Source organism: Actinoplanes sp. NPDC021490 (genome assembly GCF_055562135.1).
Genome location: NZ_JBVHFW010000031.1, coordinates 16,789 through 28,762 on the forward strand (window position 1 = coordinate 16,789; position 11,974 = coordinate 28,762).

Sequence of the window (11,974 nt, forward strand, 5' to 3'; positions counted from 1 at the left end):
GGTGCCACCCCACCCCACCGGACCGGAGGATTGCCATGCCCGAAGTCGTCACCGTGAAGAACACCCCCGCGATCCCCGGATGAGCCCCGCCAACCGGTCACGGTCACACTGGCAGGCAATGAAGACGATCGACCGGTGGCGCGAGCGGGCCGGCCTCACCGGAGCGTGGCGGCTGGTCTACGAGATCGCCCTGGTGGCGCTCGTAACGGTCACGGCCGTGGTCACGTCGGCCGCCGCCGGGTGGTATCCGCTCGCGCCCTGGCTGGTCGGGCTGACCACCCCGGCGCTGATGATCCTGCGGCTGACCCATCCCCTGACGGCCTATCTGGCCGCCGCCGTGGCCGGTCTGGGCACCGGCGGCCCGAGCAGCGTGCTGCTGGTCGTGCTCAGCGCCTCGCTCGGCTATCGCGTCGCCCGCTGGTGGCAGGTCGCGGCCGGGCTGGCCGTGTCCTGGGCCTGCTTCGTGGCGTCGATCGTCTGGGAAGAGCCGCTCAGCCTGGAGTGGGTCCTGCTCACCTCGGCGCTGTTCGCGCTGCTCGCGGTGCTGCCGGCCGGCGTGGCCCGGCTGGTCCGGCGGCGGCGCGCGCTGATCGACGCGATGCACGGGCGCAATCAGCAGTTGCACAGCCAGCAGAACGAGATCGCCCGGCAGGCCCAGATCCGCGAACGGGCCCGCATCGCCCGCGACATGCACGACTCGCTCGGGCACAAGCTCACGCTGATCTCGCTGTACTCGTCGATGCTGCGCACCGCCGACGACGGGCAACGGGCGGAAACGGCCGACCTCGTACGGCAGACGTCGTCGGCGGCGATGGCCGAGCTGCGCCAGATCCTGGGCATCCTCGGTCAGGACGATCCGCAGACCTCCGTACGCCCCCTGACCGGCCTCGACGAGCTGGCCGAGCAGGCGCGGGCCTCCGGGGCGCGGGTGGAGCTCGTCCGGGAGGGTGAGCCGCGGCCGCAGGGGGCGCTGACCGAGCACGCCGCGTACCGGGTGATCCAGGAGGGTCTGACCAACGCGTTGCGGCACGCCCAGGGCGGCGCGATCACGCTGCTGCTGCGCTACGAGCCGGACGCGCTGATCGCGGCGGTGACGAACACGGGCGGGCAGCGGGTCGTCCGGGCCACGAGCCGGCAGGGACTTCTGGGGCTGGCCGAACGCGTACGGATCGCCGGGGGAATGCTCTATCACGGGCCCACTCCGGACGGCGGCTTCCGGGTGGCGGCCACGTTGCCCAATTTGGACGATGAGGCCGTCCCGCCCGCCGCGGAACCGGTCGCGGCCGACTTCACGGGTGTGATCGACCGGCATCGCCGCCGGTCCCGGTTCGTCCTGGTCGCCACCTCGCTGTCCATCGTCGCGTTCCTGGTGCTGTGCGTGGCCGGGGTGTGGCTGGCCACGGCGCTGACCGTCGTCGACCGCGACACCTACGACGCGATCCAGGTCGGCCGGCCCGAGCCCGACGTACGGGCGATGCTGCCCGACCCCGAGGCCGCCGTGACCGGCGATCAGGTGCCCGCCGGCTGCCTCGACTATTCGGCGGCCCTCATGGAACAGTTGCGCGACGAGACCGGCGATCTGAGTTACCGGTTCTGCTTCCGCGACGGCAAGCTGGTCAGCAAAGAGATCATTCGGGGGCAACCGTCATGACCGAACCGCTGCGGGTTCTTCTGGCCGACGACGATTCGCTGATCCGGACGGCGATCGACGCGATCCTGCGGCCGGCCGCCGGCATCGAGCTGGTCGCGCAGGCCGCCGACGGCCGGGCCGCGATCGACCTGACCGTGCGGCATCGGCCCGACGTCGCCCTGCTCGACATCCAGATGCCGGTCCTCGACGGTCTGGCCGCGCTGCGCGAGATCCGTCGTCTGATGCCCGCCGTACGGATCGTCGTGCTGACCACGTTCGGCCAGGACGAGTACGTCGCTCAGGCGCTGGCCGCCGGGGCGGCGGGCTTCCTGCTCAAGGAGTCCGCGGCGGACGAGCTCGAGTATGCGATCCGGGCCGCCGCGGCCGGAAACGCCTACCTGTCGCCCAAGGTCACCCGGCAGGTGCTGGACCGGCTGCCGGCTCCGGCCGCGCGGCCGACCGAGGAACTCCTCAAGGTCGACCTGCTCAGCGAGCGGGAGCGGGAGGTGCTGATCCTGCTGGCCCAGGGCCTGTCCAACGCCGAGATCGGCCGGCACCTGTTCGTCTCCGAGGGAACGGTCAAGACGCACGTCTATCACGTGTTCGCCAAGCTGGCCGTGGAGAACCGGGTGCAGGCGGCCATGCTGGCCCAGCGCACGGGCCTGCTCGAGAGCTGACATCAACGAAAGTGTGAGGCCGGTTCTGCTGGTCGGCAGACGCGTACGAATCCCGTCCACGGCCACACTTTCTCCCATGACGATCACCTTCGAAACCTGGGAACTGCCGGCCCGGATCGCGCTCAGCGACCAGGGGATCCGCCATCACGCGGCCAACCCGATCATCGAGGAGGTCCGAGCACACTGCCTCCGTACGGGGGAAAGCCCTTTCGACGCCTTCGGTGAGCCGCGCGAGTTCGCCGCGAAGCAACCGGCGGAGCTGAAGGAACTGGTCGACCGGGAGGGCATGACCCCGCGCGACTACCTCGGTGGCCCGCTCTTCGCGTTGCCGCTGCTGGTGATCCCGGCCGCGCTGGTGTTCGCCGCGATCGACCGAACCTGGACGTTCCCGGCGACCACCGCCGGCCTGACCGGATCCGCTCTGCTGATGGCCACGCTGTTCTGGGCCGGCGCGGTGCCGCAGGCCGTACGCGCCTCCGGCCGCCCCCGCCTGGCCGGGTACGCCTGGGCCGCGACGGTGGTGCTCGTGCTGGCCGCGGCGACCGCGTTCACCACCCTGCCGCGTGAGCACTTGTTCCAGCTGCCGGTGGTGGCCGTCGTCGCCGTCGCGGCGCTCCTCGTGGCCCTGCAGCTGCGGGGCCCCGGCAAGCCGTCCCCCGCTGCCGCCCCGGAGCCGGCCGGCGACTGGTTCGGCCGTCTGAACGGTCTGCTGATCGGCCGGTACGACCTGCCGCCGGACCGGGCGGCCGAACTGACCCGCGACGCCCGGGCCCGGCTGGCCGTTTCGGGCCGCCCGCCCGAGCAGGAGTTCGGCCCGGCCGGCGAATACGCCCGGCGGTTGCAGGAGGGCGAGCCCGTACGCCGGAATCCGTTCTGGCGCACCCGCCCGGCACAGATCGCCGGTCTGCTTGTCAGCCTCGGCGTCGCGGTGCAGGCGTTCGCCGGCTGGCAGCAGGACGGCGTCTGGTGGGCCGCGTACCTGATCGCCCTGCCGGCCGCCCTCGGCAGCGTCTGGTTCCTCTTCCGGGCCCTGCGCGGAAAGGGCTGAGGCGGTTAGTGTGAGGCGTCGCGAAGTCTGCCAAGGGAATTGGGGAGCACTGATGCACGCAACGATGACCGGAGCTTCCGCTCGCCCCTTGGTGACCGCAGTCGCAGGCTCGTAAAGCCGCGCAGTAGCAGCAGAGTCAGCCCACCTCCCGGTCGCCGGGGCGAGGTGACACATGTCGCCGGCCTGGGCGCTGTCTGGCGCCTCCGTTCGCCTTTCCGGGAGTTCTGCTGTGTCCGCACGTCATTCCGTACTGCATCGTGCCCGCCTCCGGGCCTTCGGCCCGAGACCTGCTCCGGGTTCCGCCGATCACACCGTCCACCTGCTGAGCTGGTTCAACTTCTTCGGTGACTTCCGCATGTACGGGCCGATCATGGTCCTCTACTTTGCGCAGGTCACCGGCTCGTACACCGCGGCCGCCAGCCTCCTGGCGGTGAAGATGCTGTCGTCGGCGGCGTTCGAGGTGCCCACCGGGGTGCTCTCCGACCGTTTCGGCCGGCGCGGCACGATGATCGCCGGCGCCGTCGTCATGGTGACCGCCCATGCCGGGTACGCCGGCGCGCCGGGCTACGGCGTCCTGCTGACCGCGGTCGTGCTGGAGGGCCTGGCGACCGCGTTCTGGAGCGGCAACAACGAGGCTCTGCTCTACGACGCGCTGCTCGAAGCCGGCCGGGAGGACGAGTTCCCCCGGCATTCGGGCCGGGTCAACTCGATGTTCCAGATCGCGCTCGCCCTGGCGGCGGCCGTCGGCGGCGTGATCGCCGGTGCCTGGTCCCTCCGTACGGTGGTGGTGGTCTCGGTCGTGCCGCAGGTGCTGTGCGTGCTCGTCGCCCTGCGGGTCCGGGAGCCGCGGGTGCACGGCCCGCTGGAGACGAACGTGCTCGGGCATCTCGGATCGGCCCTGCGGGGCATCCGCCGCAGTCCGCTGCTCCGCCGGATGACGCTGGTGTCGGCGCTGCGCTACAGCAGCGAGAGCGCGGCCCAGTTGTCGCCGATCTTCGTGGCCGGGCTGTGGCCGCTCTGGGCGCTGGGCCTGTGGCGCACCTTCGGCCACGGACTGGCCTTCGCCTGCTTCCGGGTCAGCGGCTGGGTGATCGGCCGGATGGGCCCGGCCCGCACCCTGCTGGCCGGTGAGCTGTTCGACAACGTGGTGAACTTCGTAGCGCTGATCAAGCCGACTGTCGTCTCCCCAGTGCTGCTCGGGTCGCCGGCCTACGGCATCTCGACGATCGCCCAGCAGACGTTGCTGCAGCGCGAGTTCACCGACCGGGAACGGGCCACGATGGGTTCGATCGCGTCGCTGCTCGGCAGCGTGCTCTACGCGCTCGTCGCCCTCGGGGCCGGGCTGGTGGCCGACCGGTGGGGCATCGTCGGAGCGCTGTTGTCGATCCAGGCGGTGCTGCTGATCGCCCTTCCGCTCGCCTGGTGGGTGCACACGCACGCGTCGCCGGGACGGTGACCAGGCCGGTCAGAAGGGCAGCACACCGTTCTCGTCGCTGAGGGTCCCGGTCGGGCCGTCCGTGTCGAGGGTGGCCAGGCGTACGACCGTCCTGGCGCTCTCCGCGGGCGGCCGGCCGATCCCGAAGGCGGCGGTCATGTCGGTCGCGGTGGGGCCGGGCTCGACGGCGTTGAACTTGATGCCCGGCTCCGACTTGGCGTACATGACGGTGAGCATGGTGGCGGCGGCCTTGGACGCCGCGTAGAGCGGCAGCGGCAGACCGGATTCGGGGCGTTCCGGGTTGGTCACCGCCCAGAACGAGCCCATGCTGCTCGACACGGTGACCACCCGCGGGCCGGACGACTTGCGCAGCAGGGGCAGCGCCGCCTCGGTGACCCGGACGATGCCGACCGCGTTGGTGTCGAACGCGCGCAGGGCGGCCGGCCCGTCGACCTCGCCGGCGGCGAGGATGCCCGCGTTGTGCACCAGCACGTCAAGCCGGCCCTCGGCCGAGCCGATCGTGGCCAGGGCCTCGCGCACCGAGGCGTCGTCGGTCACGTCGAGCTGCACGAACCGGGCGCCCAGGGTGGCCGCGGCCTTCTCGCCGCGTTCGACGTCCCGCGCGCCGACGTAGACGACGTGACCCAGCTCGACGAGCTGCCGGGCGGTCTCGAAACCGATGCCCTTGTTGGCTCCGGTGATCAGTGTGACGGTCATTTTTCGGTGTTCCTCTCGGACGATGTGGCCGTCGCCAAAGCTAGGCACGCTCGTCCGGGCGGGCCAGAGCCCTGCGCAGCCTGGGGTGTGACAGGACCCCCTCTGCCCGCGACCGACCGGCTTACGCTGGATCGGTGAGCGAGACGACCAATGCCCTCGGCGCCTACCTGCGGGCCCGCCGCGAGCTGGTGACCCCCGAGCAGGCGGGCATCCCCGGCGTGGGGGTCCGGCGGGTGCCGGGCCTGCGGCGTGAGGAGGTCGCCATGCTGGCCGGCATCAGCGCCGACTACTACCTGCGGCTGGAGCGCGGCCGCGACCGCCGTCCGTCGGTGCAGGTGCTCGAGTCGATCGCCCGGGTGCTGCGCCTCGACGACGACCATTGGGCCCACCTGCTGACGCTGGTCTCGGAGGGTTCGCGCAAGCGGCGGCGCCGGCCCCGCAAGGAGGTCCCGCCGACCGGCATCCTCAAGCTCCTGGAATCGCTCGCCCAGCCGGCCTTCATCGAGGACCGCTATTTCGACATCCTGGCCTCCAACAGCCTGGCCCAAGCGCTTTCGCCGCGCTTCGCCCCGGGCGGCAACCAGTTGAGAGATCTGTTCCTCGACCCGGCGGTGCAGGCCCTGCATCCGGAGTGGCGGAACGTGACCGAGTGCTTCGTCGCCAACCTGCGGCAGGCGGTGGGCACGGACACCGACGATCCCCGCTTCATCGAGCTCACCGGGGAACTCTCGCTGGCCAGCCCCCGGTTCCGTCAGCTCTGGGGCCGTCACGACGTGCGCGGGCAGACCGGAACCCCCATCCAGATCAATCACCCGCAGGTCGGCGAGATGACGCTCAATCGGGAGCGGTTGAGCGTGGGCGGAACCGAGAGCCTGATGCTCATCGTGTTCCACCCCGACGCCGGTTCGGGCAATGCCGACAAGCTCGCTCTGCTGGCCTCGCTCGGCCGGGACACCACGGGACGCGAACCTCTGGTAAATATCGTTGATGATTAATGTGCTGGCGGCCGCCGCCGTCCCGATCCTGTTCGCCGGCGGGCTGTCCGCCCCCGCCGCCGCCACCACGGTCCGCGGCGAGCTGCTGCCCGTTCCGGCCGGCGCCACCTCGGTCACCGCGGTGGACGTCTCACCGCTCGGGGTGGTCGCGGGCACCGCCGACGGCGCCCCGCAGCGCTGGGCCAAGGTGCCGCGGGCGGGCTGGCTGCGGCAACCGCTCGCCCTTCCCGCGGGCGCGACCACCGGCACCGTCGCCGGCCTCACCGATCTGGGCGAGGCGGCCGGGTCGGCCACCGTCGACGGCGCCTCACGGGCCGTTCGCTGGTCGCTGACCGGCCGGTCGGCCACCCTCGTCCCCGGCACCCGGGTCGACGCGGTCGGCGCACGCGGCACCCTGGGCGTGTTCACCGGCGGCGCCGAGCCCACCGGCGAGTCCGACCTGGTCGCCCGGGACGGCACCCGCACCCCGCTGCGGGGCACACCCGAGATCGACGCCGGCTACCGCCGTACGGTGGCCTCGGTCGGCGGCCCCGGCACCGCGGTGGTGTGGGTGACCAACGGCATCGGCAAGGGCACCACCGCCCGCCCGGTGCTGTGGCGCGACGGGGCCACGCTGCGGCTCCCCGTGTTCAGCTCGTTCCTGCTCTCCACCGCCTGCGTCTCCCGGGTGCTGCCCGACGGCACCGTGGTGTCCAGCGGCTACAGCAACGACGGCGGCACCATCGCGTTCGTGCTGGTCAAGCACGTCGGCGGGGTGCCCGGCACCGACGTCGTGCTGAGCCGGGCCACCCCGTCCGGCGGCCAGTTCGCCGGCCTCACCTGCGACTCCACGCAGTCCTCGCTGAACGCGCTGGCATCCGACGGCGGCTTCGCGGGCCAGGCCGTTCAGCAGGCCGCGTACTGGACCCCGGCCGGCGAGGGCAAGAGCATCCCGTACGCCGAGGGTGAGCGGGCCTCCACCGGCGTCGCCGCGGCCTCGGGCGGCCGCGTGATCGTCCGGGCCGAGGGCGAGGACGGCACCCTGCGCTACTCGTTGTGGCAGGGCGGCGTCCGCACCCCGCTGTCCGCCCCCGCGGGCTGGTCGATCAGCAACGTGGTCGAGCTGACCGACGCCGGCCTGCTGGTCGCCAACGTCCGCAACGCCGACGGCGTAATCCGCCCCGCGGCGTGGCGGCTGTAGAACTGGGTTCTAAGGACGGGCGGCGCCCTCGACGGCCGGGAAGTCCAGCGTCGTCTGGCCGACGGAGTTGAAGTAGTTGGTGAACGTGTTGAGGGCGACCGCGGCCACGATCTCGCCGATCTCACCGTCGCCGTATCCGGCGGCGCGCACCGCGTCGAGGTCGGCGTCGCTGACGAAACCCTTGGTCGCGATGACCTGCTTGGCGAAGGTCAGCGCCGCCTCCGCCTTGGGGTCCGAGGCCTGGCCCTGGCGCCCGGCGACCAGGTCGTCCTCGGAAACCCCGGCCCGGGCGCCGAGCACGGTGTGCGCGGCCAGGCAGTAGCCGCACTCGTTCTCGACCGCGGCGACCAGCGCGATCTGCTCCTGCACCCGGCCGGGCAGCGAGCCCTTGGACAGCGCCCCGGAGAACTGCAGATAGGCGTCGAGCACGGCCGGCGAGTTGGCCATCGCCCGCATCATGTTCGGGGCGACGCCCAGGGCGCGCTCGACCCGGCCGAGCAGTGTGCGGGCCTGGCCCTCGGCGGTGGCGGGGTCGACGGTGGCGATACGAGGCATGGCGTTTCTTCTTCCGCTCGGTGTATTTGGCACTGCCAACTATCTACCGAGCGAAGCGCCGAGGCAAGATCGGGGACGTATGGCCTGGATTACAGCTCCCGGGCCTCGTGGTCGGGGCAGGTCACCCGCAGCTCGGCGTCGCCGAACGGGGCGTCGACGTAGTTGCAGTGATGCGGCCGATCCGTGCCGGGATGGGCCCGCGGCGCGAAGAACCGGCAGGTCAGGCACATCTGCGAGATCGGGATGGCCTTCCGGTCCTGCAGCTCGCGCATCAGCTTCGTCGTGCCGCGCAGCAGGGCGGCGAAATCCTCCGGCGGCAACGCCGCCACGGCGCTGGTCAGCGTCTCCGACTCGCCGCGCAGCCGATCGGCCTCGGCCCGGCCCGCGGACGTCAGCCCCAGCAGCAACACGCGGGCGTCCCCCGGGTCACGGCTAGCCTCCAGCAGATCCTTCTTCCGCAGCACTTTGACGGCGTCGGAGACGGTCGGCGGGGTCGATGCGAGGGCGGCCACGATCTCGCCCTGCCGGATCGGGTGCGCCTTGCCCTGCAGCAGGGTGACGATGTCGGCCTGCAACGGGGACAGGTTGTGCGGTCCGGCGTTGCGCCAGGCCTCCATCCGTACGGCCTGACCGAGCCGGGCCAGACCGATCAGCAACTGACTGCTCGCCGGCGGTCCGGGAACCTCCGCCATGCGCGCCGTCCTCTCCTAGAAGTGCTTCCCCTCATTATCCGCACCTTCGAGCGGCGCCCGGTCCGGCGCCCGGTCCGGCGCCCGCAAGGCTGCGGCGGCCAGCACTCCGATGGTGACCGCGAGGAGCAGGCGTACGCCCGTGGTGTGCAGCAGTTCCGCGCCCGGCAGGAAGAAGGTCAGCGCCGCCAGGGGCAGCGCCACGGTGGCGGCGACCGTCCAGAACCGGACCGGATGGGACGGCAAAGATGGCGGCTCACCGTGCCAGCGGAACAGCAACCGGCGGCGGCGGACATGAACCATCAGGGCGAGCAACCCGCCCGCGCCCAGGACGTGCATGACGTATTCGGCCACGGGCAGCTGCAGCTCGGCGAAGTCCAGCAGAAGATGACTCGCGGCCCCGATCAGCGCCGACCAGCAACTGACCCGCAGCGGGTGCCGGCTGCGCCCGAGCACGCCGTAGTCGCGAAGGAAGTACGGCAGGTGGCTCGCCACCACCGGCGCCGCCCAGCGGATCATCCAGGCCAGCGCCAGCGTCACGGGAACACACCAGAACACGAACCCGCGCAGCCCGTGCGACAGCTTCCAGACCGGAAGACCCGACCCGTCCAGGGCGTACGCCAGATCCGGGGCCATCGACCCCACGACCAGCGCGACCCCGTCGAACCACCGGGGCCGCCACACCTTGAGCACCGCGATGACCGGATGGGTGGGAACAGTGAGCGCCACCCCCCGTACGCTATTGATCATCTGTGGAGATCCGGTGTGCGACCGGTGGGAGCCTCGCGAAAGGCGCTCCTCTAGCCTCACGACATGACGGCTGCGGGGGCTCGGCACAGTTCGAGGGCCGGGCTGCTGCAGGTCTGCGCGGCCGGGGTGCTGTGGGGCACCGGCGGCCTGGCCGTCACCGTCCTGCACGAGTGGGACGACCTGGGCGCGATGACGGTCAGCGCCTGGCGGATGCTCCTCGCGGCCGTAGCGTTGATCGGCTTCGCCGTCGTCACCGGCCGCGCCCGGGCCATCCGGTCCCTGCTGCGCCTGCACCCCCGCCGCACCGTGCTGGTCGGCGTGGGCACCGCCGCCTACCAGGGCCTCTACTTCGCCTCGGTGCTGCTGGTCGGCGTGAGCGTGGCCACCGTGGTCTCGCTCGGCCTGGCTCCCATCCTGGCCGCGGCCTGGGAACACCTGCGAGCCGGCACCCGCCCACCGGCGCGCCAGGCCGCCGTGCTGGTGACCGCCCTGACCGGCCTGATCCTGATCAGCGCAACCGCCGGCCAGGGATCCAAGGCCCCAGGCGATTCCCCGTACGGGGGTCTGGCCCTCGCCGTAGCCGCCGGCGTCATCTACGCGGCCACCACGGTCCTGGGGCATTCGCTGGCCCGGAGCACCGACCCCATCACGCTGACCACCGCCACCACCACGGCCGGCGCGGTCGCCCTGAGCCCCTTCCTGATCGTCGCCGCGGTCAACGACCACCCGCTGATCGGCACCGGCCCGGCCTCGCTGGCCGTGCTGGCCTATCTGGGAATCGCCACCATGGCCCTCGCCTACGGCCTGCTCTACGCCGGCCTGCGCACCACAACCGGCTCGGCGGCCACGATCGCAACCCTGCTCGAGCCGGTCTCCGCCGCCCTGCTCGCCGCCGCCTTGCTGGGCGAGCGCCTGCCGTGGCCCGCTTTGCTGGGCGGAGTCATGATCCTGGCCGCCGTGGCCGCGCTGCGACCTCAGTAGCAGTCAGGCATCGACCCCGGGCTCCTCGTGATGTGGATGCCAGCGGTCCAATTTGACCAGCGGCCGAGCGAGGTGCGTGTTCCTGGGACTGGACGTCGGCAACGAAGGACACCGCGCGGCCGGTCCGAGCCGTGACGGTAAGCGCCTGCACGACGCGGAGGCTGGGCTGCGGAAACTGTTCAGCAAACGCGCCCGGCACGGCCGGAGCCTGGCTGTGGTCGACCATTCCCGCCGCTGTCGCCCGGGCGTGTGGACGCCAGGTGGCCCACCGGCCCAGCCTGGTCCTGCGCCGCGTCGACACCGGCGAGGTCACCCGGATCAGCAACCGCATCCGCGCCCAGAATCGCGTGCTGGGCCCGGACCTGCAGCAGCCGCCGCCCTCGAAGCGCTGGCGGACCAGCCGGGCTTCGCGATGCCGGCCACACAAAGCTCGTGGAGTTAGACCGTCCTGCCCCGACTGGCCGACAACCCGCTCCGCCAGCGTGACCGGGTCGAAGGAATGCCTGATACACACCCTCTTTCCTCACTCCGAACCTCGATGCCCGGCGCCGGCGTCAGGACCGCAGCGAGAATTCCGCTCGAAGTAGTTCTTTCCCAACCTCCGGGCACCTGGCCGCCTACATCGACGTCCTGCACGCCAGGCTGCGTGACCGCGCCCTCGGCCAGGCTCCCCCAGGCGCCCGAGCAGCATGAGAAAGGTCGTGATCCTCGGCCGTGGCGGCGCGGGCAAGTCCACTCTCGCCGCCCACCTGGGCGCCGCCCTGGATCTACCGGTCATCGAGCTGGACAAACACTTCTGGGCGCCAGACCTCACTCCGGCCCTCAGGGACCGGTGGACGGACATCCAACACCGGCTCACCAGCGGCCGGCGATGGATAATCGACGGCAACCTCGGCCCGTACGACGTTCTCGACATACGACTGCGAGCCGCCGACACCGTCCTCGTGCTGGACTTCCCCTCTGGCGCTGCGCCGCTCCCCCGAGAACCTGGCCTTCTGGCGCTGGGTCCTCGCCTATCGACGCCGCAGCCTGCCCACGGTGGGCCGCGATCGCGAGCAACGCCACACACGCCAACCTCCACGTGCTTCGCAGCCCCCGCGCCGTCGATCAACTTCTCAACCAGGCCAAAGCCGCAACCCCACCCGACCAAGGCCCCGAGACAAAGCCATAGGGCCGCCCCCCAGCACTCATCTGCCGAGCACCCATCTGCCCGGCCGACTCGGCCCGAGCACCCATCTGCCCGGCCGACTCAGCCCGAGCACCCATCTGCCCGGCCGACTCAGCCCGAGCACCCATCTGCCCGGCCGACTCAGCCCG

Annotated in this window: 11 protein-coding genes and 1 pseudogene; 8 read left to right on the plus strand and 4 right to left on the minus strand. The window is 71.7% G+C overall.

The features are described from left to right. The first annotated feature begins 118 nt into the window (after window positions 1-118). The 4 genes from ACZ3I4_RS47025 (at window position 119) to ACZ3I4_RS47040 (ending at window position 4,811) form a co-directional block, all read left to right on the plus strand. Window positions 119-1,651 carry a sensor histidine kinase gene (locus ACZ3I4_RS47025; protein WP_465388695.1) on the plus strand — a complete coding sequence of 511 codons (1,533 nt, stop codon included), beginning with the start codon at window positions 119-121 and terminating at the stop codon, window positions 1,649-1,651. Beyond that, window positions 1,648-2,307 (plus strand): response regulator transcription factor, encoded by a 660-nt coding sequence (locus ACZ3I4_RS47030; protein ID WP_465388696.1) that lies wholly within the window; start codon window positions 1,648-1,650, stop codon window positions 2,305-2,307. The genes ACZ3I4_RS47025 and ACZ3I4_RS47030 overlap by 4 nt, the downstream gene beginning before the upstream one ends. 76 nt (window positions 2,308-2,383) lie before the next feature. Continuing rightward, window positions 2,384-3,355: a hypothetical protein gene (locus ACZ3I4_RS47035; RefSeq protein WP_465388697.1), complete on the plus strand. Its 972-nt coding sequence runs from the start codon at window positions 2,384-2,386 to the stop codon at window positions 3,353-3,355. Window positions 3,356-3,584: 229 nt separating this feature from the next. After that, on the plus strand, window positions 3,585-4,811 hold the full coding sequence (locus ACZ3I4_RS47040) for an MFS transporter (RefSeq protein WP_465388698.1): 1,227 nt from the start codon (window positions 3,585-3,587) through the stop codon (window positions 4,809-4,811). 9 nt (window positions 4,812-4,820) lie between these two features. Here ACZ3I4_RS47040 and ACZ3I4_RS47045 read toward each other — a convergent pair whose 3' ends face one another. Then, window positions 4,821-5,507 carry an SDR family NAD(P)-dependent oxidoreductase gene (locus tag ACZ3I4_RS47045; RefSeq protein WP_465388699.1) on the minus strand — a complete coding sequence of 229 codons (687 nt, stop codon included), beginning with the start codon at window positions 5,505-5,507 and terminating at the stop codon, window positions 4,821-4,823. 134 nt (window positions 5,508-5,641) lie between these two features. Here ACZ3I4_RS47045 and ACZ3I4_RS47050 point away from each other — a divergent pair, with 134 nt between their 5' ends. Then, window positions 5,642-6,502, plus strand: coding sequence for a helix-turn-helix transcriptional regulator (locus ACZ3I4_RS47050; RefSeq protein ID WP_465388700.1), 861 nt, complete (start codon window positions 5,642-5,644; stop codon window positions 6,500-6,502). Next, window positions 6,495-7,682, plus strand: coding sequence for a hypothetical protein (locus tag ACZ3I4_RS47055; RefSeq protein ID WP_465388701.1), 1,188 nt, complete (start codon window positions 6,495-6,497; stop codon window positions 7,680-7,682). Before ACZ3I4_RS47050 ends, ACZ3I4_RS47055 begins: the two co-directional genes overlap by 8 nt. A gap of 9 nt (window positions 7,683-7,691) precedes the next feature. On the opposite strand, the gene ACZ3I4_RS47060 is transcribed toward ACZ3I4_RS47055, so the two are convergent. From ACZ3I4_RS47060 to ACZ3I4_RS47070, 3 genes are all read right to left on the minus strand, one after another. Then, window positions 7,692-8,237 (minus strand): carboxymuconolactone decarboxylase family protein, encoded by a 546-nt coding sequence (locus ACZ3I4_RS47060; RefSeq protein WP_465388702.1) that lies wholly within the window; start codon window positions 8,235-8,237, stop codon window positions 7,692-7,694. Between the two features lie 89 nt (window positions 8,238-8,326). Continuing rightward, on the minus strand, window positions 8,327-8,929 hold the full coding sequence (locus ACZ3I4_RS47065; RefSeq protein ID WP_465388703.1) for a MarR family winged helix-turn-helix transcriptional regulator: 603 nt from the start codon (window positions 8,927-8,929) through the stop codon (window positions 8,327-8,329). A gap of 15 nt (window positions 8,930-8,944) precedes the next feature. After that, on the minus strand, window positions 8,945-9,655 hold the full coding sequence (locus ACZ3I4_RS47070) for a DUF4184 family protein (RefSeq protein WP_465388704.1): 711 nt from the start codon (window positions 9,653-9,655) through the stop codon (window positions 8,945-8,947). Window positions 9,656-9,739: 84 nt separating this feature from the next. Between ACZ3I4_RS47070 and ACZ3I4_RS47075 the strand changes: the two genes are divergently transcribed. Beyond that, window positions 9,740-10,657, plus strand: a complete 918-nt coding sequence (locus tag ACZ3I4_RS47075) for a DMT family transporter (RefSeq protein WP_465388705.1) — start codon at window positions 9,740-9,742, stop codon at window positions 10,655-10,657. A gap of 52 nt (window positions 10,658-10,709) precedes the next feature. After that, window positions 10,710-11,278 (plus strand): annotated as a pseudogene (locus tag ACZ3I4_RS47080) (IS110 family transposase); the annotation flags it as partial. Between the last annotated feature and the right edge of the window lie 696 nt (window positions 11,279-11,974).